Origin of the sequence: Micromonospora sp. NPDC005806 (assembly GCF_042871425.1) — a bacterium.
Lineage (GTDB): Bacteria > Actinomycetota > Actinomycetes > Mycobacteriales > Micromonosporaceae > Micromonospora.
This window is the reverse complement of the sequence record NZ_JBIAIL010000002.1, coordinates 296,379-318,024: the sequence shown is the minus strand read 5'-3', so window position 1 is coordinate 318,024 and position 21,646 is coordinate 296,379. Positions and strand designations below refer to the sequence as shown.

Annotated in this window: 19 protein-coding genes; 12 read left to right on the top strand and 7 right to left on the bottom strand. The window is 72.2% G+C overall.

The features are described 5' to 3' along the window. Positions 1-16: 16 nt before the first annotated feature. Both cysD and ACFYOS_RS04005 read left to right on the top strand, forming a co-directional pair. Positions 17-928, top strand: coding sequence for a sulfate adenylyltransferase subunit CysD (cysD, locus tag ACFYOS_RS04010; RefSeq protein ID WP_387135866.1), 912 nt, complete (start codon positions 17-19; stop codon positions 926-928). Continuing rightward, a complete protein-coding gene (locus tag ACFYOS_RS04005) occupies positions 928-2,247 on the top strand; it encodes a sulfate adenylyltransferase subunit 1 (protein WP_387135864.1) in 1,320 nt (439 codons plus the stop codon). The genes cysD and ACFYOS_RS04005 overlap by 1 nt, the downstream gene beginning before the upstream one ends. 104 nt (positions 2,248-2,351) lie before the next feature. On the opposite strand, the gene ACFYOS_RS04000 is transcribed toward ACFYOS_RS04005, so the two are convergent. Genes ACFYOS_RS04000 through galE form a run of 3 tightly spaced genes read right to left on the bottom strand, consistent with a single transcriptional unit; the run spans position 2,352 to position 5,707 of the window. Then, a complete protein-coding gene (locus ACFYOS_RS04000; protein WP_387135862.1) occupies positions 2,352-3,470 on the bottom strand; it encodes a tetratricopeptide repeat protein in 1,119 nt (372 codons plus the stop codon). Between the two features lie 57 nt (positions 3,471-3,527). Beyond that, positions 3,528-4,727, bottom strand: coding sequence for a galactokinase (gene galK / locus ACFYOS_RS03995; protein WP_387135860.1), 1,200 nt, complete (start codon positions 4,725-4,727; stop codon positions 3,528-3,530). Beyond that, the gene (gene galE, locus ACFYOS_RS03990; protein WP_387135858.1) at positions 4,724-5,707 is read right to left on the bottom strand and encodes a UDP-glucose 4-epimerase GalE; all 984 of its coding nucleotides are present in this window, start codon (positions 5,705-5,707) and stop codon (positions 4,724-4,726) included. Before galE ends, galK begins: the two co-directional genes overlap by 4 nt. Before the next feature lie 175 nt (positions 5,708-5,882). On the opposite strand from galE, the gene ACFYOS_RS03985 reads away from it, so the two are divergent. The 3 genes from ACFYOS_RS03985 to ACFYOS_RS03975 are packed head-to-tail and all read left to right on the top strand — an operon-like array spanning position 5,883 to position 8,574. Continuing rightward, a complete protein-coding gene (locus ACFYOS_RS03985; protein ID WP_387135856.1) occupies positions 5,883-6,908 on the top strand; it encodes a hemolysin family protein in 1,026 nt (341 codons plus the stop codon). 33 nt (positions 6,909-6,941) lie between these two features. Then, the gene (trpS, locus tag ACFYOS_RS03980) at positions 6,942-7,967 is read left to right on the top strand and encodes a tryptophan--tRNA ligase (protein WP_387135854.1); all 1,026 of its coding nucleotides are present in this window, start codon (positions 6,942-6,944) and stop codon (positions 7,965-7,967) included. 37 nt (positions 7,968-8,004) lie between these two features. Next, a complete protein-coding gene (locus ACFYOS_RS03975; protein WP_387135852.1) occupies positions 8,005-8,574 on the top strand; it encodes a 2'-5' RNA ligase family protein in 570 nt (189 codons plus the stop codon). Positions 8,575-8,669: 95 nt separating this feature from the next. Here ACFYOS_RS03975 and ACFYOS_RS03970 read toward each other — a convergent pair whose 3' ends face one another. After that, positions 8,670-9,872, bottom strand: coding sequence for an RNA-guided endonuclease InsQ/TnpB family protein (locus ACFYOS_RS03970; RefSeq protein ID WP_387135850.1), 1,203 nt, complete (start codon positions 9,870-9,872; stop codon positions 8,670-8,672). 104 nt (positions 9,873-9,976) lie between these two features. Between ACFYOS_RS03970 and ACFYOS_RS03965 the strand changes: the two genes are divergently transcribed. From ACFYOS_RS03965 to ACFYOS_RS03955, 3 genes are all read left to right on the top strand, one after another. After that, a complete protein-coding gene (locus ACFYOS_RS03965) occupies positions 9,977-10,912 on the top strand; it encodes a YihY/virulence factor BrkB family protein (RefSeq protein ID WP_387135848.1) in 936 nt (311 codons plus the stop codon). Then, on the top strand, positions 10,909-11,283 hold the full coding sequence (locus ACFYOS_RS03960) for a GntR family transcriptional regulator (RefSeq protein WP_387135846.1): 375 nt from the start codon (positions 10,909-10,911) through the stop codon (positions 11,281-11,283). Before ACFYOS_RS03965 ends, ACFYOS_RS03960 begins: the two co-directional genes overlap by 4 nt. Before the next feature lie 136 nt (positions 11,284-11,419). Continuing rightward, positions 11,420-11,863, top strand: coding sequence for a hypothetical protein (locus tag ACFYOS_RS03955; RefSeq protein WP_387135844.1), 444 nt, complete (start codon positions 11,420-11,422; stop codon positions 11,861-11,863). A 149-nt stretch (positions 11,864-12,012) separates the two neighbouring features. Here ACFYOS_RS03955 and ACFYOS_RS03950 read toward each other — a convergent pair whose 3' ends face one another. Further along, positions 12,013-13,647 carry a glycoside hydrolase family 13 protein gene (locus ACFYOS_RS03950; protein WP_387135842.1) on the bottom strand — a complete coding sequence of 545 codons (1,635 nt, stop codon included), beginning with the start codon at positions 13,645-13,647 and terminating at the stop codon, positions 12,013-12,015. A 184-nt stretch (positions 13,648-13,831) separates the two neighbouring features. Continuing rightward, positions 13,832-14,917 (bottom strand): LacI family DNA-binding transcriptional regulator, encoded by a 1,086-nt coding sequence (locus ACFYOS_RS03945; protein ID WP_387135840.1) that lies wholly within the window; start codon positions 14,915-14,917, stop codon positions 13,832-13,834. Positions 14,918-15,115: 198 nt separating this feature from the next. Between ACFYOS_RS03945 and ACFYOS_RS03940 the strand changes: the two genes are divergently transcribed. From ACFYOS_RS03940 to ACFYOS_RS03925, 4 genes are all read left to right on the top strand, one after another. Beyond that, positions 15,116-16,366: an extracellular solute-binding protein gene (locus ACFYOS_RS03940; RefSeq protein ID WP_387135838.1), complete on the top strand. Its 1,251-nt coding sequence runs from the start codon at positions 15,116-15,118 to the stop codon at positions 16,364-16,366. Further along, positions 16,366-18,006: an ABC transporter permease subunit gene (locus ACFYOS_RS03935; RefSeq protein WP_387135836.1), complete on the top strand. Its 1,641-nt coding sequence runs from the start codon at positions 16,366-16,368 to the stop codon at positions 18,004-18,006. Before ACFYOS_RS03940 ends, ACFYOS_RS03935 begins: the two co-directional genes overlap by 1 nt. After that, positions 18,003-18,902 (top strand): sugar ABC transporter permease, encoded by a 900-nt coding sequence (locus tag ACFYOS_RS03930; RefSeq protein ID WP_387135834.1) that lies wholly within the window; start codon positions 18,003-18,005, stop codon positions 18,900-18,902. Before ACFYOS_RS03935 ends, ACFYOS_RS03930 begins: the two co-directional genes overlap by 4 nt. A gap of 141 nt (positions 18,903-19,043) precedes the next feature. Beyond that, positions 19,044-20,855, top strand: coding sequence for a glycoside hydrolase family 13 protein (locus ACFYOS_RS03925; RefSeq protein WP_387135832.1), 1,812 nt, complete (start codon positions 19,044-19,046; stop codon positions 20,853-20,855). A 125-nt stretch (positions 20,856-20,980) separates the two neighbouring features. Here the strand turns inward: ACFYOS_RS03925 and ACFYOS_RS03920 are convergent, their stop codons facing one another. Then, complete coding sequence (locus ACFYOS_RS03920) at positions 20,981-21,586, bottom strand: TetR/AcrR family transcriptional regulator (RefSeq protein ID WP_387135830.1); 606 nt, start codon at positions 21,584-21,586, stop codon at positions 20,981-20,983. Between the last annotated feature and the right edge of the window lie 60 nt (positions 21,587-21,646).

Here is a 21,646-nt window from a genome sequence, read left to right as displayed (position 1 = left end):
TGAACGGAATCGTGTCGTGACGTTCCCGGCCGCGTACCAGGTCTCCCACCTCGACGCGCTGGAGGCGGAGAGCACCTTCGTGATGCGCGAGGTCGTCGCCGAGATGGAGCGGCCCGTGCTGCTCTTCTCCGGCGGCAAGGACTCGATCGTGATGCTCCGGTTGGCCCAGAAGGCGTTCGCCCCGGCCAACGTCCCCTTCCCGGTGATGCACGTCGACACCGGGCACAACTTCCCCGAGGTCATCGAGTACCGGGACCAGCGGGTCGCCGAGCTGGGCCTGCAGCTCCTCGTGGCCAGCGTGCCGGAGGCCCTGGCCGCGGGGCTGGTCCGCGAGTCGGCGGACGGGATGCGCAACCGGATCCAGACCCCGGTGCTGCTCGACGCGGTGGAGAAGCACCGCTTCGACGCGCTCTTCGGCGGCGCCCGGCGGGACGAGGAGAAGGCCCGAGCCAAGGAGCGGGTGTTCAGCTTCCGCGACGAGTTCGGCCAGTGGGACCCGAAGAACCAGCGCCCCGAGCTGTGGGCGCTCTACAACGGCCGGCACCACCCGGGCGAGTCGATCCGGGTCTTCCCGCTGTCCAACTGGACCGAGCTGGACGTCTGGCACTACATCGCCCGCGAGCGGATCCCGCTGCCGCCGATCTACTACGCGCACGAGCGCGAGGTGATCGAGCGGGACGGCATGCTCTACGCGGTCAACGAGTTCATCCGGCCCAAGGCGGGCGAGGAACGGTTCAAGGCGCAGGTGCGCTACCGGACCGTCGGCGACGCCTCCTGCACCGCGGCCGTCCGCTCCGACGCGGACACGGTGGAGAAGGTGATCGAGGAGGTGGCCGCCACGCGGATCACCGAGCGCGGCGCGACCCGCGGCGACGACCGGGTCAGCGAGGCGGCCATGGAGGACCGCAAGCGGGAGGGCTACTTCTGATGAGCGCAGAGACGCTGGCACCGGACGCCCGGGCTGCCGCCGGGGCCGGGCCGGAGGCCCGGCCGATGGACCTGCTGCGGTTCGCCACCGCCGGCAGCGTCGACGACGGCAAGTCGACCCTGATCGGTCGGCTGCTGTACGACACGAAGTCGCTCTTCACCGACCAGCTCGCCGCGGTCGAGGCGGTCAGCGCGGCCCGGGGTGACGAGTACACCAACCTGGCGCTGCTCACCGACGGCCTGCGGGCGGAGCGGGAGCAGGGCATCACCATCGACGTGGCGTACCGCTACTTCGCCACACCGCGGCGGAAGTTCATCATCGCCGACACCCCGGGGCACATCCAGTACACCCGGAACATGGTCACCGGTGCCTCCACCGCCGACCTGGCGCTGATCCTGGTGGACGCCCGCAAGGGCCTGGTGGAGCAGTCCCGCCGGCACGCGTTCCTCTGCTCGCTGCTGCGGGTGCCGCACCTGGTCCTCTGCGTCAACAAGATGGACCTGGTCGACTGGTCGGAGGAGGTGTTCGAGCGGATCGCCGACGAGTTCGCCGCGTTCGCCGCGAAGCTCGACGTGCCGGACCTGACGGTGGTGCCGATCTCCGCGCTCAAGGGCGACAACATCGTCTCCCGCTCGGAAAACATGCCCTGGTACGAGGGGCCGTCGCTGTTGCACCACCTGGAGCGGGTGCACATCGCCTCCGACCGGAACCTGGTCGACGTGCGCTTCCCGGTGCAGTACGTGATCCGCCCGCAGTCCACCACCGTCACCGACTACCGGGGGTACGCGGGCCAGGTGGCCTCGGGGGTGCTCAAGCCGGGCGACGAGGTGCTGGTGCTGCCGTCCGGCTTCACCAGCCGGATCTCGTCGGTGGAGACGGCGGACGGCCCGGTGGCCGAGGCGTTCCCGCCGATGTCGGTGACGGTCCGGCTGACCGACGAGATCGACATCTCCCGCGGCGACATGATCTGCCGGCCGAACAACGCCCCGGCCGTGGCGCAGGACATCGAGGCGATGGTCTGCTGGCTGGACGAGACCCGCCCGTTGCAGGTCGGCGGCAAGTACGCGATCAAGCACACCACCCGTTCGGCGCGGGCGATCGTGCGCGGCCTGCACTACCGGCTGGACATCAACTCGCTGCACCGGGACGAGTCGGCCGCCGAGCTGAGGCTCAACGAGATCGGCCGGGTCCGGCTGCGGACCACCGTCCCGCTGCTCGCCGACGAGTACCGGCGCAACCGCACCACCGGCGGCTTCGTCATCATCGACGAGACCACCAACCGCACCGTCGGCGCCGGCATGATCGTCGAAGCGAGCTGACCCCGCCGTCTGGGCGCTGATTCACCGAAAGAGTGGCCATTCCGGCGTGGATGGCCACTCTTTCCGTGACAGAGGCCGCTCGGGGGCGGGAGCGAGGGTGGGGGTCAGGTGGCGGCCGGGGTGCGGCTCGCGACGAGGCGGGCCCAGACGGCGTAGCCGAGGCGGCGCAGGGCCAGGGCTGCGCGGCGGCGGAGCTGCCGCCAGAGGCGGAACGCCAGCACGCCCGTGACCGGGAGCAGCAGCAGTGCCGCCACCTCGGTCGCCGGGCTGCCCGCCGCCGGGGCCAGGCCGCCGAGCACCAGGGACGCCAGTGCCGCCAGGACGAGCAGCATCAACGGCACCGCCGCCGCGGCGCGGGCCCACCGGCGCAGCTGCCGGCGTACGGGGTCCGGCTGCCGCCGCCAGGCGTATCCGGTCGCGCCGGCGAGGACCACCAGGACCACCCCGGCCGCCACCGGTCGGACGCCGTCGGGCACCGGGTCGACGAGCGCGAACACCGACCAGTACGCGAGGGCGGCGAGCGCCGTGACGTCGAACAGTCGCCAGCCCAGCGCGAGGGAGACCACCTCGTGGGCCGTCACGTTCCAGGTGGCGCGCGGGTTCGCGGCGAGGGCGTCGCCGAAGCGGCGGGCGGCGGCGCTGGTCCGGTCCTGGCCGGCGTCGAACCGCGCCAGCTCGCGGAGCGCCGGCTCATGCGCCGGGTCGACGGCGAGGGCCCGGCCGCAGGCGTCCCGGGCCGCGCGGAGCCGGCCCATCCGGGCGTGCAGCCGGGCGTCGAGCACGTGCAGTTCGGGGTCGTCGGGGGCGAGGTCCAGGGCGGTGTCGGCGTGCCGGCGGGCGGCCAGCACCCGGTTGGGGTTGCCCATCCGGAGCAGGGACTCGGCCATGAGGCCGTGGTACGCCCAGGAGCGGGGCGCCAGTTCCAGGGCCCGCTGGGCGGCCGCCGCCGCGAACCGGGGTTCGTCGGCGGCGAGGAAGATGCGGGCCTTCTCGGCGTACAGGTGCTGCGGAGCCGTGCTCAGCCCCAGGGCCCGGTCCACCAGCCGGTTCGCCTCGGCGAGCTGGCCCAGCTGGCGGTGGCAGCGGGCCAGCTGCACCAGCAGCCCGACGTGCTCCGGCTGCCCGGCCAGCGCCTCGCGCAGCACCTGCGCCGCCTCGGCGTGCCGGCCCACCTGGATCAGCGCCTGCGCCCGCTCCTGGGCGGCCACCCCGACGTCGCTCACGTTGCCTCCCCTCCGTCGCGGCCACACCCTGCCGACCGTTCCGATCGGACGGTCGGCTCAGTCGAGGCGGGTGGCGCCGCCGGCCGGGAGGACGGTGACGGTGCCGGGGGCGGCGAAGCCGCGCTCGGCGTACGCGACGGTCACGGCGGCCGCCACGGCGTCGGCGGCGGAGGCGTCGACGAGCGCCAGCACGCACCCGCCGAAGCCCCCGCCGGTCATCCGGGCCCCGTACGCCCCCGCGGCCAGGGCCGCCTCGACCGCGATGTCGATCTCCGGCACGGTGATCTCGAAGTCGTCCCGCATCGACGCGTGCGAGGCGGTCAGCAGCGGGCCGACGTCGGGTATCCGGCCGGCGCGCAGCAGCGTGACGGTGTCGAGCACCCGCTGGTCCTCGGTGACCACGTGCCGGACCCGGCGCCGGGTCTCGTCGTCGTCCAGGCTGGCCAGCGCGGCGTCGAGGTCGGCGATGTCCACGTCGCGCAGGGCGGGCACCCCGAGGGTCCGCGCAGCCTGCTCACAGGACCTGCGGCGGGCGGCGTACTCGCCGTCGGCGTGCCGGTGCGGGGCGCGGCTGTCGATCACCAGCATGGCCAGCCCGGCGGCGTCCAGGTCGAACGGGATGTGTTCGACCTGCTCGGTGCGGCAGTCCAGGAAGAGGGCGTGCCCCGGGCGGCCCCGGATCACCGCCGACTGGTCCATGATCCCGGTGGGCGCGCCGACGTAGTCGTTCTCGGCCCGCTGGGCGAGCCGGGGCCGCCGCTCGGCGGCCAGGTCCAGCCCGCCCAGCTCGACCAGGGCGGCCAGCACCGCGGCCTCGATGGCCGCCGACGAGGAGAGCCCGGAGCCGACCGGCACGTCGGAGGCGATGGCGAGCCGGGCGCCGGGCACCGCCCAGCCGGCGGCCCGCAGCGCCCAGACCACGCCGGCCACGTAGGCGGCCCAACCGATGACCCGGCCGGGCTCGTCGGCCTCGGCGGGCCCGAACTCGACCGGGTCGTCGTCCAGCTCCGACCAGACCGTCCAGCGTTCGTCGTCCCAGGCCGCCGCGGCCACCACCGTACGCAGCGGCAGCGCGAATGGGAGCACGAAGCCGTCGTTGTAGTCGGTGTGCTCGCCGATCAGGTTGACCCGGCCGGGAGCCGCCCAGCGGCCGGCCGGCTCCGCGCCGTACCGCTGGCGGAAGCCGGTGGTGGCGCGGTCGGCGACGTCGCCCGGCGGCGCGGTCGGCGACGCGGCGGCCGCGGTCAGGCCGGTCACCGCTGTCCCAGCACGTGCTCGCGGTAGAACGCCCAGGCGTCGCCGACCATGTCCTGGAGGGTGGGCTTCGCCGGCACCCAGCCCAGCTCCGCGCGGGCCAGCGCGGAGGAGGCGACCAACTCGGCCGGGTCGCCCTCGCGGCGCGGGGCCACCTCGACCGGTACGGGGTGGCCGGTGACCTCGCGGACCACCTCGATCACCTGCCGGTTGGTGAAGCCGCTGCCGTTGCCCAGGTTGTAGATCCGGTGCCGGCCGGGCGTGGCGGCGGTGAGCGCCAGCAGGTGGGCCCGGGCCAGGTCCGCGACGTGGATGTAGTCGCGGACGCAGGTGCCGTCGACGGTCGGGTAGTCGTCGCCGAAGAGCTGGAGCTTCTCGCGCCGCCCGGCGGCCACCTCGAGGGCGAGTGGAATGAGGTGGGTCTCCGGGTCGTGCCGCTCGCCGATGGCCCGCCCGTCGTGCCGGTACGCCCCGGCGACGTTGAAGTAGCGCAGCGAGACGGCGGCCAGGTCGTGCGCGATCGCCTCGGAGGTGAGCGCCATGTCGACGGCCAGCTTGGTCGCCCCGTAGGTGTTGGTCGGGGCCTTCACGGCGGTCTCGGGGATGGGCAGCTCGGTGGGGTTGCCGTAGACCGCGGCGGTGGAGGAGAAGACCAGCCGGGGCACCCGGGCGGCGCGGACCGCGTCGAGCAGGACGAGCGAGCCGATGGTGTTGGTCTGCCAGTAGAGCTCCGGCTTGACCATCGACTCGCCGGCGGCGATCAGCGCGGCGAGGTGCAGCACGCCGTCGAAGCCGGCGTGCGGGGTGAGCACCCGGGCGACCTCGTGGACCGGCAGGTCGACATGGGTGGCCTCGGGGGCGAGGGCCGCCCGGTGACCGGTGCGCAGGTCGTCCAGGACGGTGACGTCGTGGCCGTCGTCGAGCAGCATCCGGGTCACCACACTGCCGATGTAGCCGGCGCCGCCGGTGACGAGCAGTTTCACGTCGGGTCCTCCCTGCCTGGCCGGGCCCCGCGCCGGCCGTCCGTCGATCACCCTAGGGCCGCCGGCTGTGCCTCCGCTGCCTGCGACACATCGTTATTCCACCATGATCCGTCATGATTGAACAGATATGAACATCGCCGCGAGCCTTCGGCGGGCGCTGTCTACCATCCTTGTCATGCGGGAGGCAGGTGGTCCCGGGCTCCGGCGACGACCGCCGGGGCGACCACGACGCGAACCCGGTCCCGTCGCCCGGACCGTCGCCCAGCTGGTGGTCCGCGCCGCCGACGGCGTGACCCGCCTGGTCACCGACCTGCTCGGGGCCAGCCCCACCGCCGGCCGGGAACGGATCAGCGAGGCCGAGCTGCGCGACCTGGTCGCCGCCAACACCCTGCTCGACCCGGACGAGCGCCGGATCATCGACGAGGTGCTGGTGGCCGGGGCGCGCCTGGTCCGCGAGGTGATGGTGCCGCGCACCGAGGTGGTGTTCCTCTCCGCCGGGCTCACCATCGCCGAGGCGGAACGGCTGGTCCGGGCCGAGACGCACACCCGCTACCCGGTGATCGACGGCACCCACGACGACGTGGTCGGCTTCGTCCACCTGCGGGACGTGCTGCTCCGCCCCGAGCGCGAGCGCTGCGCCGTCGTCGGGGAACTGACCCGCGAGGTGAAACAGCTACCCGGCAGCAAGCGGGTGCTCGCCGCGCTCACCGAGATGCGCCGGGAGGGCCACCACCTCGCCGTGGTGGTCGACGAGTACGGCGGCACGGCCGGCATCGTCACCTGCGAGGACCTGGTAGAGGAGCTGGTCGGGGAGATCCACGACGAGCACGACGCCCCGCCCGAGCCGGCCCACGCCGGCCTGCCCGCCGTGGTCGACGGCCGGCTCAACCTGGCCGACTTCGCCGAGCGCACCGGGGTGCCGCTGCCCGCCGGGCCCTACGAGACGGTCGGCGGGTTCGTGATGGCGGCCCTGGGCCGGCTGCCGATCGCCGGCGACGAGGTCCCGGTGGCCTCCGCCCCGGACGGCGCCGGCGGGCCCGACCCGGACGACCCGCCGGACGGCTGGCTGCTCCGGGTGCTCGCCCTGGACGGGCGGCGGGTGTCCCGGCTCGCGGTCTCCGCCGCGCGCCTGCCCGAGCAGCGGCGCGAGATCAACGCCCCGGCCAGGCCCGCCGAGAGCCGACCCGCCGGCCCGTCATGACGTACGCCGGACCTTGCTGACAGAATTGCCGGCATGTCCGACGTACCCGCCCGCCCGCGCGTCTTCTCCGGCATCCAGCCGACGGCCGACTCGTTCCACCTCGGCAACTACCTGGGCGCGCTGCGGCACTGGGTGGCGTTGCAGGACAGCCACGACGCGTTCTACTGCGTGGTGGACCTGCACGCGATCACCGCCGGGCACGACCCGAAGGTGCTCAAGCAGCGCAGCCGGGTCGCCGCCGCGCAGCTGTTCGCGCTGGGCCTCGACCCGGACCGCAGCACCCTGTTCGTCCAATCGCAGGTGCCCGAGCACCCGCAGCTGGCCTGGGTGCTCGGCTGCATCACCGGGTTCGGTGAGGCCAGCCGGATGACCCAGTTCAAGGACAAGTCGCAGAAGCAGGGCAGCGAGCGGGCCAGCGTCGGCCTCTTCACCTACCCGATCCTGCAGGCCGCGGACATCCTGCTCTACCAGGCGCACGCGGTGCCGGTCGGCGAGGACCAGCGGCAGCACCTGGAGCTCTCCCGGGACCTGGCCCAGCGGTTCAACTCGCTGTTCGGGCCGACCTTCACGGTGCCCGCGCCGCACATCGTCAAGGACACCGCGAAGATCACCGACCTGCAGGACCCGACGGCCAAGATGTCGAAGTCGTCCTCCTCGCCGGCCGGCATCATCGACCTGCTGGAGGACCCGGCCCGCTCGGCCAAGAAGATCCGCTCCGCGGTCACCGACACCGGCCGCGAGATCGTCTTCGACGCCGACGGCAAGCCGGGCATCGCCAACCTGCTCACCATCTACTCGGCGCTGTCCGGCCGGAGCATCGACGACCTGGTCGCCGCGTACGACGGCAAGGGCTACGGCGACCTCAAGAAGGACCTCGCCGAGGTGGTCCGGGAGTTCGTCACCCCGATCCAGGAGCGCACCCGCGGCTACCTGGACGACCCGGCCCAGCTCGACAAGCTGCTCGTGCACGGCGCGGAGAAGGCCCGGGCGGTCGCCGCCGCGACGCTGCGCACCGTGTACGACCGGATCGGCTTCTTCCCGCCGGTCCGGTTCGAGTAGCGGCCCGGGCGCGACGGGATCGGGTGGGACGCAGTCGGTGGCCGGAGGGGTGGCGCGGAGCGTGGCTGGCAGGGACGGTGCGTCGGACGCCGGCGACTCCATCCAGATCGGGATCGCGGTGGACATCCCCGAGCCGTGGGGCGGGATGCTCACCCGCCGCCGCATCGAGGCCGGTGATCCGCAGGCCGTCCCCGCCCACGTCACCCTGCTCGGGCCCACCGAGATCGCGGTGAGCGCGCTGCCGGCCGTCGAGGAGCACCTGGCCCGGGTGGCCGCCATCCACCTGCCGTTCACCCTGCACCTGCGGGGCACCGGCACGTTCCGGCCGGTCACCCAGGTGGTCTTCGTGGCGGTGGCGGCCGGGATCAGCGAGTGCGAGCTGCTCGCCGCCGCCATCAACTCGGCCCCTGAGCTGCAGCGGGAGGCCCGCTTCCCGTACCACCCGCACGTCACGGTGGCCCAGGAGGTCCCGCCCGAGGTGCTGGACAAGGCGTACGAGGACCTGGCCGACTTCTCCGCGCTGTTCGAGGTGGAGGCGTTCACCCTCTTCTCGCACAGCGGGGCGGCGCGGTGGCAGCCCCGCCGCGACTTCCGGCTCGGCGGTTGAGCTGAGCGCCCGGCCGGCCCGCCCCCGTGGCGGCTGGGGATCGGCGAGGATGACGTGTTGACGGCTCCCCTCCCTGAAGGAAGGGGATTCCTGGCTCACGCTGCCTGATCGCCCTGCGGACGATCAGGTCTTACGCGATCAACACCAGCCGGGTTCAGACCAGCCCGGACCAGCATCACACGGGCGGAGTTCTTGTCCCTCGGTGAGACAAGCCCACACGCGGTGCATGTGTATGTGCGTTCGGAAAGGGGAAGTGCGTGCTTGGCTCTCGCTCCGCACTGCGCGCAATCCATCGTGGTATGCGCAGGATTGACCAGGTGCACGGTGCGGCCGTGTTTACGGCCCATCTCGATCAGGGCCCGTTTCGTCGCACCAACCGCCGCGTCAGCCGCCTTACGGGCCATCGTCGTCTTCGCCAGGAACCTCGGCCGGAAGTCCTCCACCGCGATCACATCATGGTCACGGGCAACCTTCTTCGCCCACTTACGGCCGGTGTCCTGCCGCTGCCGGGCGATCTTCTTGTGCACCTTCGCGGCCTGCCGCGCCGCCTTACGGTAGCCGCGCGTGGCGGGTTTGCCCTTCGGCCGTTCTCGCCTGGCCATCATCCGCTGGTACCGGGCCACCTTTCCCGCCACCTTCCTGCCATGCCCGGGGTGGGGAAGGTCGTGGGCGTCGGAGGTGGTGGTCGCGATCTGCCGCACACCCCAGTCGACGCCGATCACCACGCCGGTGGCGGGCAGCGGCTGCACCTGTGCTTCGACGACGAACGACGCGTACCAGTGGCCGAGGCTGTCCCGGTAGACGCGCACCGAGCTGGGCGGCGCGGGCAACTCCCGGGACCACACGACCGTCACCACGATCCCGCCGGCAAGGTGCAGCCGCCCGTCGCAGATGCGGAAACCGCGGCGGGTGTAGTTCAGCGTCGGCGCGGCCGTGTGTTTATTCTTGTATCGGGGCATCCCGGCGCGCCGGCGCATCGGCACCCTGGCCTTGATGTCCTGGAGCGCCTTGTCCCGGGATCGGCCGAAGTCACGGATGAGCTGCTGCTGCGGCACGCTGGCACCCTCGGCAAGCCACGGAGTGATGCGACGGGCGTCGGTCAGCATCTTGTCCAGGCGGGCCGGCCCGCACTTCTCCCCGTCGCGGTGGGCTTTCTTCGACCGGGCGACGCATTCGTTCCACAACCACCGGCAGCGGCCCCACTCGGCTTCCAGTCGCCGTTGTGCAGTGGTGGACACACGAAGCCGGTAGGTGTACCGGGCGTGTCCGGTCTCCTCACCTGCCGCCGTGGTGGCCATGGTCTTGAACGTAGCCAGTGGGTACGACAAGGTAGCCGTCCCCGCCCTGCGGACACCCGCCTTCCTCCCCGCACCGGAGGACGAGGCACTCTGCGGAGGTTCTGGTGAACGTGCTCGGCCGGATCGAGGCCGCCGCCGGCCGCCGGATCGACGCGGCGCGGGTCCGGCTGCCGGTGTTCGACCACCTGTGGCGGGCGGGGGCGCTCTACGCCGACGTGCTGGCCGGCCGGCTCGCGGCCGCGATCGCCTACTACGGCTTCTTCGCGGTCTTCGCGCTCGCCCTGGTCGCGTACTGGATCTTCGGGGCGATCCTGGAGGACAACGACGAGGTCAGCAAGGCGGCCGCGGACTTCCTGGAGCGGAACCTGCCGTTCCTCAACCCGCAGCAGATCGCCCAGAGCAGCAACGCCGTCGGCGTGGTCGGCCTGATCATCCTGGTCTTCACCGGGATCGGCTGGGTGGAGGCCATCCGCTCCTCCCAGCGGCTGATGTACGGCTTCAACCAGCAGCCCGGCAACCTGGTGGTCCGCCGTCTGGTCGACCTGGGGGTGCTGGTCGCGATCTTCGTACTGCTCGGCGTCTCGGTGGCCGCCGTGGACGCGCTGGAGTCGCTGCTGCGCTTCCTGCTGCGCAGCACCGGCTCGGTCGGGCTGACCACGGTCAGCGCGGTACTCAGCGTCGTGATCAACGCGTTGCTGGCCGTGGCGCTGCTGGTGGCGGTGCCCCGGCTGCGGATGAGCCGTCGCCGGTTGCGGCCGGTGGTGCTGGTGGTCGCGGTCGGCATCACCCTGCTCAACACGGTCGGGCGCTACTACGTGGTGCGGACCGAGCGGAATCCGGCGTACACGGTGGTGGCGGGCGCGGTGGGGCTGCTGCTCTACCTCTACCTGCTCAACCAGCTGCTGCTCTTCGGGGCGGCGCTGGCCGCCACCAGCCGGTACGGCCGGGTGGTGGACCTGGCTGAGGGTGGCGGCGCGGCGGAGGTGGACGTGGAGCTCGACGAGGAGACCGAACCGGGTACGCCGGGAGGGGCGGGATGACCACCCGGATCCGGATCGACCCGGCCTCGGCGGTGCCCCCGTACGAGCAGGTGCGGGGCCAGCTCGCCCGGATGATCGGCGACGGCCGGCTGCCGGTGGGCACCCGGCTGCCCGCGGTCCGGCAGCTCGCCGCCGACCTGGGGCTGGCGGTGAACACGGTGGCCCGGGCATACCGGGAGCTGGAGGGCACCGGGCTGGTGGAGACCCGGGGACGGCACGGGACCGTGGTCGCCCCGGGGCGCGACGACGCCACCGACCGGTTGCACCAGGCCGCGGCCGAGTACGCCGCCGAGGCGGCCCGCCTGGGTGTGCCGCCGGACCGCGCCCTCGCCCTGGTCCGCGCCGCCCTCGACGCCACCCGTTCCGCCTGACCAGGCGGCCGCCCGGGGGGCAGGATCCGGACAACGTCCCGGAAAGTGTGGCCGCCCGGCGGGTGAGGGCGGCACTTTCCCTGAACTTGTGCGGATCTTGAAGCGCGGGGTCGGCGGGAGCGACCATGATGAGCCGGTGGGCGCACTCGTGACACTGGACCTGCCGGAAGACTCGCCGATGCTCGGCCTGCCGTGGATCATCACGTTCGGCCCGCTCGGTGACGCCGAGGAGTGGGAGCCGGTGGTCTGCGGCCCGTACGAGCGGCCGCACGCGCTCGCCCTGGCCGAGGCGGTGGTCGCCGAGGAACAGCTGATGGCGGTGGTGGAGCCGCTGCTGCCGGCGCTCACACCCGACGAGATCCGTGGCGAGATCGCGGCGGCGCAGATCGCCGCGGAGGACGAGGCGGCCCGGGTCGACCAGGCGGACCTCTACGGCGACTTCGAGGACGTCATCGACGAGGAGCTGGAGCTGGCCGCCGAGCAGGAGCCGGTGCCCGAGCCGCTGCCCGCGCCCAGCCGGGACGAGGTGCGGGCCGGCTTCGCCCGGATCGCCAAGCTGCTCACCGGCAAGGGCGCCTGACGGACGTCCCGGATGGACAACGGTCCCTCGGGGAGCGGACTCCCCGAGGGACCGGTGCCACCTCACCCCCCACCACAAGGGGTCGGTTGCCCAGCCGCCCGTCGGCGCGGGGCACAACGGACGACCAGGTCAATGGCGGGTTACCCGGCTCAGCGCCGTTCGAACCACGCAGCTGCGTCCACCGGCAGGACGTGCCCGTCGTCCCGCCCGGTGAGGTCGGCGCTGGCGACGATCGGCCGGCCGTAGCCGGCGACCGTGGCCTCCGCGCCGCTGAGGTTGACCACGCAGGTAAGCTCGACGTCCCCGGCGGCCCGGCGGAACGCCAGCACCCCGGGCTCGGTCTCCAGCCAGGTGATGCCGTCGGTGCCGGCCAGCGCCGGGTGCTCGTGCCGGATCCGCAGGGCGGTCCGGTAGAGCTCCAGCGTCGAGCCGGGTGCGCCGGCCTGGGCGGCCACCGAGAGGGCCCGCCAGGTCGCCGGGGCCGGCAGCCAGCTCAGCTCGCCGCCTTCCGGGCCGAAGCCGTACGGGGCCAACTCGCCGCTCCACGGGATCGGCACCCGGCAGCCGTCCCGGCTCTCCCCGGTGCGCAGGAACGCCGGGTCCTGGCGCAGCTCGTCGGGGAGGTCCAGCACCTCCGGCAGGCCCAACTCCTCGCCCTGGTAGACGTACGCGCAGCCGGGCAGGGAGAGCATCAGCAGGGCGGCGGCCCGGGCGCGGCGGAGGCCGACCTCACCGTCGCCGTACCGGGTGACGTGCCGCTGCCGGTCGTGGTTGGAGAGCACCCAGGTGGTCGGGGCGCCCACGATGGTCGACTCGGCGAGCGCGGTGTCGATCACTTTGCGGAACGAGTCGGCGGACCAGGTGGCGTCGAGGAAGTCAAAGCTGAACGCCTGGTGCAGCTCGTCCGGGCCGATGTAGCGGGCCAGCCGCTGCGGGGTCTCCGCCCACGCCTCGGCCACCGCCATCCGGCCGCCCGGGTAGCTGTCCAGTATCGGCCGCCAGGCGCGGTAGATGTCGTGCACCTCGTCCTGGTCGAAGTAGGGCAGCTGGCCCTTGCCCAGCAGTTCCGACTGGCGCTGGCCGGTGGTCATCGAGTTGAACCCGACGTCCGGCAGCCCCTCGGCCTTGATCATCCCGTGCGCCACGTCGATCCGGAAGCCGTCCACGCCCCGGTCGAGCCAGAACCGCAGGACGTCCTCGAACTCCGCGCGCACCTCGGGGTGGCGCCAGTTGAGGTCGGGCTGGGCCGGGTCGAACAGGTGCAGGTACCACTGACCGTCGGCGATCCGGGTCCAGGCGGGGCCGCCGAAGATGCTCTCCCAGTCGTTCGGCGGCAGCTCGCCCTGCTCGCCCTTGCCCTCGGCGAACAGGTAGCGCTCGCGCTGCGGGGAGCCCGGGCCGGCCGAGAGGGCCGCCGTGAACCACGGGTGCTGGCTGGACGTGTGGTTGGGCACCAGGTCGACGATGATCCGCAGGCCCAGCGCGTGCGCGTCGGTGATCATCGCGTCGAAGTCGGTGAGGGAGCCGAACAGCGGGTCCACGTCCCGGTAGTCGGCCACGTCGTAGCCGGCGTCGATCTGCGGCGAGGTGTAGAAGGGGGTCAGCCACAGCGCGTCCACGCCGAGCTCGCGCAGGTACGGCAGCCGCTGGCGGATGCCCTCGAGGTCACCGACGCCGTCCCCGTTCGCGTCGGCGAAGCTGCGGACGTAGACCTGGTAGACGACCGCGGATCGCCACCAGTCGTCGTCGGAGGTCAGCGGCGTGGGATGGGCGGCGGCGGTCATCGGTGACGATCCCCGTTCTGTGGCAAGGGGCGGCGGCACCCGCGCGGAGGCGGGTTACGGGCGCGGGTGTCTGAGCAGAATGCCGCTCAAGCGCTGCAAGAGTCAAGCATTCCTTGCGCAAGAAATGACGGCCATCACGCGCGGCCAGGCTCGGTCGCGGAAACGGGGCGAGAGACTGGCGTCGTCACGCCGGGACGGCGAGGGTGGGGGCGGTCGGGCGCTGTCGCTCCGCGCCACCGCCCGGGGCGGCGCCCGCCTGGCGGGCCACCGCCGTGGAACCCCGGACCACCAGCTCCGGGCGGAACAGGTACTCGGAGTGCGGAGCGGGGTGCCCGTTGATCTCGTCGACCAGGGCGCGGACCGCGGCCACCGCCATGGCGGCGACCGGCTGGCGCGTGGTGGTCAGCGGCGGGTCGGTGAACGCCATCAGCGGGGAGTCGTCGTACCCGACCACGGAGATGTCACCGGGGACCGAGAGGCCGCGCTGGCGGGCCGCCCGGATCGCGCCGAGCGCCATCAGGTCGGAGCCGCAGACGATGCCGGTCACGCCACGCTCGATCAGCCGGCCGGCGGCGACCTCCCCGCCCTCGACGCCGAAGAGGGAGAGCTGGGCCAGCTCGCCGACCTCCGCCTCGGCCGTGCCGGCCAGGCGCGTCATGGCGGTCCGGAAACCGGCCACCCGCCGCTGCACCGGAACGAACCGGTCCGGGCCGGTGATCAGGCCGATCCGGCGGTGGCCGAGCACGACCAGGTGCCCGACGGCCAGCTCGGTGGCCTCCTTGTCGTCGCAGGAGACGAAGGGCGCCGCGATGCCGGGGGCGAATCCGTTGATCATGACGATCGGCAGCGGCCGGGCGATCAGCGCGCGGTACCGGTCGTGGTTGGCGGCGGTGTCGGCATGCAGGCCGGAGACGAACACGATCCCGGAGACCTGCCGGTCCAGCAGCATCTCGACGTACTCGTCCTCGGTCACCCCGCCCGGGGTCTGGGTGCAGAGCACCGGGGTGAAGCCGCTCTGCGCCAGCGTCGACTCGATGACCTGGGCGAAGGCCGGGAAGATCGGGTTGTCCAGCTCGGGTACGACCAGCCCGACGAGCCCGGCGCTGCGCTTGCGCAGCCGGGCGGGGCGCTCGTAGCCGAGCACGTCGAGGGCGGTCAGGACGGCCTGCCGGGTCTCGGGGGCCACTCCGGGGCGGTCGTTGAGCACCCGCGACACCGTGGCCTCGCTGACTTCGGCCTGTTGGGCGATGTCGGACAGTCGAGCGCGCATGGCGGCACTTTAGCTCAACGGCAAAGTCTTGCGTACACTCCTGCAATCCCTTCCATTCTCTGCAACCTCTTGCTAACGTCCCCGCAACATGCGTGAGCAGCGGCGCGGCACCCCAGCGCCGGTCAGCAAGAAATTACAGAGGTTTCCACTGGCGGGCCGCCCTTCCCCCGGCGGGCCGCCATGACGACAGGAGTACCGATGCGCATCCGTACCGCGGGTGTGGTCGCTGTCCTCGGCTTGGCGCTCGCCGCGTCCGGCTGCGGTAACGGTGGCAGCGACAAGCCGGCTGCGAAGGAGTCCGCCAAGGCGGCGGGCGGCAAGCTGGTGATCTGGGCCGACGACAAGCGGGCGGCGGCCCTCAAGCCGTTCGCCGAGGAGTTCGGCAAGGAGAACGGCGTCACCGTCGAGGTCCAGGCCGTCTCCAAGGACCTGCAGACCAACTTCGTCACCGCCTCCCAGCAGGGCAGCGGCCCGGACGTCGTGGTCGGCGCCCACGACTGGATCGGCAACATGGTCCAGAACGGCGCCATCGACCCGGTGCAGCTCAGCGCCGAGCAGAAGAGCGCGTTCAACGAGACCGCGGTCAAGGCCGTGACCTTCAACGGCCAGCTCTACGGCGTCCCCTACGCCACCGAGAACGTCGCGCTGATCCGCAACACCGAGCTGGCCCCCGAGGCGCCGAAGACGATCGAGGACCTCGTCACCACCGGCAAGAGGCTCAAGGCCGAGAAGAAGGTCCAGGAGATCCTCTGCCTCCAGTCCGGTCAGAACGGCGACGCGTACCACATCTACCCGCTGTACACCTCCGGCGGCGGCTACCTGTTCGGCACCGCGGCCAACGGCGACTACGACCCGAAGGACCTGGGTGTGGGCAAGCCGGAGTCGATCGCGGCCTTCCAGAAGATCGCGAAGCTCGGTGAGAAGGGCGAGGGCGCGCTGAAGCGGTCCATCACCGGCGAGAACTCCATCGCGACCTTCACCGGCAAGAAGTGCGCCTTCCTGGTCTCCGGCCCGTGGGCCATCGCCGACGCCAAGAAGGCCAGCATCAAGTACGACATCTCGCCGGTCCCCGGCTTCGCCGGTGGCAAGGAGGCCCAGCCGTTCGTGGGCGTCCAGGCGTTCTACGTCGCCGCCAAGGGCAAGAACAAGGCCCTGGCCCAGGAGTTCGTCACCAACTACGTGACCAAGCCCGAGCTGGCCGTCGCGCTGTACAAGGCCGAGCCGCGCCCGCCGGCGCTGACCGCCGCCTTCGAGCAGGTCAAGGGCGAGGACCCGGACCTGGCCAAGTTCCAGGAGGCCGGCAAGAACGGCCAGGTGCTCCCGGCGATCCCGGCCATGGCCGCGATCTGGGACCCGTTCGGCAAGGCGGAGGCCGCCGTCATCGGTGGCGCCGACCCGGCCAAGACGATCACCGCCGCTGGCAAGACCATCGCGGGTCAGATCAAGTAATGAGCACGTCGCTGTCCGGCCCGGGGTCTGCCATGCAGACCCCGGGCCGGGAGCCCGTTCGGAGCGGGCTCCCGCGCAAGTCCCGTACCGCGCGGAACCACGCGCCGATCACCGCGACCGGCCTCGTCGTCAAGGTGGTCCTGCTCGGCCTGGTGGCCGGGATCGCGCTCTGGGCGGCGTTTCCGCTCATCGAGGCCGAACACTGGGTCGGACTGGGCATCCTGGCGGCCACCACCGCCGCCCTCTTCTACCTCTACCTCGGCCGCCGGCACATCCCGGCCAAGTACCTGGTCCCCGGCACGCTCTTCCTGATCGCCTTCCAGATCTTCCCGGTGCTCTACACCGCGAGCACGGCGTTCACGAACTTCGGCGACGGCCACCGCGGCAGCAAGGACGACGCGATCGTCGCCATCCAGACCTCCTCGGTGAAGCAGGTCCCCGGCTCCACCGAGTACGCCCTCTCCATCGCCACCAAGGGCGACCCGGCGACGGCTCCGCTCGTCTTCCTCCTGAGCGACCCGAAGAGCAAGGAGGTCTTCGCCGGTGACCCGGGCGGGCTGCGCAAGCTCGACGTGGGCCAGGTCACGGTCAGCCCGACCGGCAAGATCACCGCTGCCGACGGCTACACCGTGCTCAATTTCGGTCAGGCCGGCACCCGGAGCAAGGAGATCACCGACCTCGTCGTGCCGACCTCCGGCGGCGCGATCCGCTCCAACGGCCTGTCCCGCGCCTACGAGGGCAAGGCCGTCCGGGCGTACGACGGGGGCTGTGACTGCGTCAAGGACAGCGAGACCGGCAAGACCTGGACCGCCGACGCGGCGAGCGGCTCCTTCGTCGCCGCCGACGGCGAGCGGCTCGCCCAGGGCTGGAAGGTCAACGTCGGGCTGCAGAACTTCAGCCGGGTACTCACCGACCCGAACATCTCCGGCCCGTTCTTCGGCACGCTGATCTGGAACTTCGCCTTCGCGATCGGCTCGACCGGGCTCACCTTCCTGCTCGGCATGGCCATCGCGCTCGTCCTGCACTCGCCCCGGATGCGGGGCACCAACCTCTACCGGGTGCTGCTGATCCTCCCGTACGCCATGCCGTCGTTCGCGATGCTGCTGGTCTGGCGGGACATGTTCAACACCGACTTCGGCCTGATCAACAACCTGTTCGGGCTGGGGGTCGACTGGTTCGGCGGGGCGTGGACAGCCCGGCTCGCGGTGCTGCTGGTGCAGCTCTGGCTGGGCTACCCGTACATGTTCCTGGTGGCCACCGGCGCGCTCCAGGCGATCCCGCGCGAGCTGACCGAGGCCACCTCGGTCGACGGCGCCAGCCCGTGGCAGTCCTTCCGGGCGGTCACCCTGCCGCTGCTGCTGGTCGCGCTCTCGCCGCTGCTGATCGCGTCGTTCGCGTACAACTTCAACAACGTCAACGCGATCCTGTTCACCACCGAGGGTGGGCCCTTCCCGGCGGACAACCCGACCAACGGCGCCACCGACCTGCTCATCACCTACACCTACCGGCTCGCCTTCGGCGCCCAGGGCGCCGAGTACGGCCTGGCCACCACGGTATCGATCTTCATCTTCGCGATCGTGGCCGCCGTGGCGGCGATCAGCTTCTCGCGTACCCGGAAGCAGGAGGAGGTGTACTCGTGACCACCTACGCGGACGCCCCGGTCGCCAACCGCGACGCGACGGGGAAGTCGAAGGGTCGCTGGTTCGCCCAGGTGGGCTGGCGGCACCTGGTCGGGGTGCTGGCAGTGGCGTTCAGCCTCTTCCCCATCCTGTTCGTCATCTCCGCGGCGCTCAACCCGCTCGGCACACTCTCCTCGACCGAGCTGCTGCCGACCGGGGCGTCCCTGGAGAACTTCACCAACCTGTTCGACAAGACCGCCTTCGCCCACTGGTTCCTCAACTCGTTGCTGCTCGCCGGCGTGGCCAGCTTCGCGTCGATCTTCCTGTCCGCGCTCGCGGCGTACGCGTTCTCGCGGATGCGGTTCGCCGGTCGCCGGGTCGGGCTGCTCGCGCTGCTGCTGATCCAGATGTTCCCGCAGTTCCTGGCCATCGTGGCGATCTTCCTGATCTTCACCACGGTCACCGCCCTGTGGCCGGCGATCGGCTTCAACACCCCGTGGGGCCTGTTCCTGCTCTACATGGGCACTGCGCTCGGCGCTAACACCTGGCTGATGAAGGGCTTCTTCGACACCCTGCCGAAGGAGTTGGACGAGTCGGCGACCATGGACGGCGCCTCGCACGTCCAGGTCTTCTTCCGGATCATGCTGCCGCTGGTGGCGCCGATCCTGGCGGTGACCGGACTGCTCGCCTTCATCGGCGCGATCAACGAGTTCCTCATCGCCAACGTGTTCCTCACCGAGCCGGAGTCGAAGACCCTGGCGGTCGGCATGTTCGGCCTGGTGGCCGGCGAGCGCAACAACAACTTCGGGATGTTCGCGGCGGGCACCCTGCTCACCGCCGTCCCGACGGTGCTGGTGTTCCAACTGCTCCAGCGCTACATCGTCTCCGGCCTCACCGCCGGAGCCGTCAAAGGCTGAGCCTCCTCGGCTCACGCTGCGGCAAGGGCGTCGTGTCGACGTACACCGGAGCGGTTTCCGGGCGGACCGCCGCGGTCGGGTGACCGATCGCGGCGGGTGCCCGCCCCCCTCCCTGTCTTCAACGACGCGAAAGGCATCCCCATGTCTCTCCAGCCGCACCACGACGGATCCGCCACCTACGTGCCGGAGCAGGAGCCCGCGCTCGGGCAGACCGTCCCGGTCTTCGTCCGGGTGCCGGCCGGCGCCGGCGTGCGCCAGATGCACGTCCGGACCACCGGCGACGGCGAACCGCGCTTCGCGGAGGCCGTGGTCGACCGCACCGAGGGCGGTGACGTGTGGTGGCGGGCCGACGTCCAGGTCCGCAATCCGGTCAGCAACTACCGCTTCCTGGTCGACGGCGGGACGGGCGCCCGCTGGCTGAACGCGGCCGGGCTCGTCGACCACGACGTGCCGGACCACGGCGACTTCAAGCTGGTCAGCTACGCGCCGCCGCCGGCCTGGGCCCGGGACGCGGTGATCTACCAGATCTTCCCGGACCGGTTCGCCCGCTCGGCCGCCGCCGACGGCCGCACCGCGCCGGACTGGGCGATCCCGTGCGACTGGGACACTCCGGTGATCGGGTGCGGCCCGGAGACGCCCCGCCAGTTCTACGGCGGCGACCTCGACGGCGTCACCGACCGGCTGGACCACCTGGACCGGCTCGGGGTGAACACCGTCTACCTCACGCCGGTCTTCCCGGCCCGCTCCAACCACCGCTACGACGCGGCGAGCTTCGACACCGTCGACCCGCTGCTCGGCGGGGACGCCGCCCTGGCCCGGCTGGCCGACGCGGTGCACGGCCGGGGCTGGCGGCTGCTCGGCGACATCACCAGCAACCACACCGGCGACGCCCACCGGTGGTTCACGGCCGCCGTCTCCGACGTGGCCGCCCCCGAGCGGGACCTTTACTACTTCGACCTCGCCGGCGGCGACTACGAGTCCTGGAACGGGGTCAAGTCGCTGCCGAAGCTCAACTGGGGCAGCCCCGAGTTGCGCCGCCGCTTCGCCACCGCCGAGGACTCGCTGCTGCGCCGGTGGCTGCGCCCGCCGTACGGGCTGGACGGTTGGCGGGTCGACGTGGCGAACATGACCGGCCGGCGGGGCGCGGACGCGTACACCCACGAGGTGGCGCGGCTGCTGCGCGAGGTGGTCGCCGACACCCGGGCCGACGGGCTGCTGCTCGCCGAACACGGCCACGACCACACCGGTGACCTGGACCGGGACGGCTGGCACGGCACCATGAACTACGTCGGCTTCACCGACCCGGTCTGGTCCTGGCTGCGCCTCGGTGACGGCCCGGTGCCGAACTTCCTCGGCACGCCCGGTGGGGTCCGCAGCCGGGACGCGGGCGCGGTGCTGGCCACCATGAACACCTACCGGTCGCTGATCTCCTGGCGCTCGTACGTGCACTCGTGGCAGCTGCTCGGGTCGCACGACTCGGCCCGGATCCGGACCGTGGTCGGCGACGCGGCCCGGCAGGAGGTGGCCGCCGGCCTGCTCGCCACCATGCCCGGCACCCCGGTGATCTTCGCCGGGGACGAGCTGGGGCTTACCGGTACGAACGGCGAGGGCTCGCGTACCCCGATGCCGTGGCACCGGCCGGAGAGTTGGGACCGGCGGACGTTCGACGCGTACCGGTCGCTGCTCGCGCTGCGCCGCGACGAGCCGGCGCTGCGGCGCGGCGGCCTGCGCTGGGTGCACGCCGACGCCGACACTCTGGCCTTCCTCCGCGAGGCGCCCACGGGCACGGTGCTGGTGCTGGCCCGCCGCGCGGCCGGCACCCCGGTGCGGCTGCCCGGCCTGCCGGCGGCGGAGAACGTCTACGGCGACGCCCCCGCGCTGCGCCCCGACGCCGACGGCGCGGTGACTCTGCCCGCCGACGGCCCCACCTTCCAGGTCTGGCGTCTCGCCTGACGGCCCTGAGCCCGACTCCCGACGGCGGGGCCATGGCCGGCCCTCGAACCAGGATGTAGTGGTCTCCCCGTCGGCCGGAGGCCACTACTTCCACGTTCCAGCGCGCATCCGGCGCGGGGCGCCGGTCAGCGGGGTGCGGGGTGGGTCTGGAGCAGGGCTCGGACACCGGCCAGGTAGGTGGTCCGGTCCGGGGAGCCGGTCAGGATGCGCTGCATGAGGTAGCCGGGCACCAGGCCGAACAGGGCTGCCCCGACCGCCTCCGGGTCGGCGTCCGCAGGCAGTTCGCCGGCCGCGCGGGCCCGGCGGGTCAGCGTGATGAAGTGGTTCCGGAAGGCGGTGTAGGTCCCGCGGACGAACGCGGCGAGCGCCGGATCCCGCTGCGCTTCGGCCCACACCTGGATCGCCAGCGGTAGGACGCCGTCCGGGCCGGTCTGGGAGTCGACGTACGTGAGCGCCCGCTCCAGCACCTCGGTCAGGGGCAGTGGCGGTTCGTGCCGGGACAGCTCGGCGAAGACCTCCTCCGCCCCGCCGATCACCGACTGGGCGATCGACGTGATCAGGTCGTTCTTGCTGGGGAAGTAGCGGTAGACGGCCCCGACGGAGAGCCCCGCCTCGGCGATCACGTCCTGCATCGAGGTGTTGTGGAAGCCGTCGCGCAGGAAGCAGCGCCGGGCCGCGTCGAGGATCTGCCGGCGGCGGGCCGCGAGGTGTTCGTCCGATACGCGTGGCACGACCCACAGTGTAAAGCGAACGTTCGTTCTTGACTGGCGACGGTCGGCGGGCGCACTCTC

What these genes read in the sequence shown, in the direction of transcription:
- ACFYOS_RS04005 (WP_387135864.1), top strand. Translation starts at nt 928, where the DNA reads ATGAGCGCAGAGACGCTGGCACCGGACGCCCGGGCTGCCGCCGGGGCC.
- ACFYOS_RS03985 (WP_387135856.1), top strand. Translation starts at nt 5,883, where the DNA reads ATGCGGGAGGCAGGTGGTCCCGGGCTCCGGCGACGACCGCCGGGGCGA.
- trpS (WP_387135854.1), top strand. Translation starts at nt 6,942, where the DNA reads ATGTCCGACGTACCCGCCCGCCCGCGCGTCTTCTCCGGCATCCAGCCG.
- ACFYOS_RS03970 (WP_387135850.1), bottom strand. Translation starts at nt 9,872, where the DNA reads ATGGCCACCACGGCGGCAGGTGAGGAGACCGGACACGCCCGGTACACC.
- ACFYOS_RS03960 (WP_387135846.1), top strand. Translation starts at nt 10,909, where the DNA reads ATGACCACCCGGATCCGGATCGACCCGGCCTCGGCGGTGCCCCCGTAC.
- ACFYOS_RS03950 (WP_387135842.1), bottom strand. Translation starts at nt 13,647, where the DNA reads ATGACCGCCGCCGCCCATCCCACGCCGCTGACCTCCGACGACGACTGG.
- ACFYOS_RS03945 (WP_387135840.1), bottom strand. Translation starts at nt 14,917, where the DNA reads ATGCGCGCTCGACTGTCCGACATCGCCCAACAGGCCGAAGTCAGCGAG.
- ACFYOS_RS03940 (WP_387135838.1), top strand. Translation starts at nt 15,116, where the DNA reads ATGCGCATCCGTACCGCGGGTGTGGTCGCTGTCCTCGGCTTGGCGCTC.
- ACFYOS_RS03935 (WP_387135836.1), top strand. Translation starts at nt 16,366, where the DNA reads ATGAGCACGTCGCTGTCCGGCCCGGGGTCTGCCATGCAGACCCCGGGC.
- ACFYOS_RS03925 (WP_387135832.1), top strand. Translation starts at nt 19,044, where the DNA reads ATGTCTCTCCAGCCGCACCACGACGGATCCGCCACCTACGTGCCGGAG.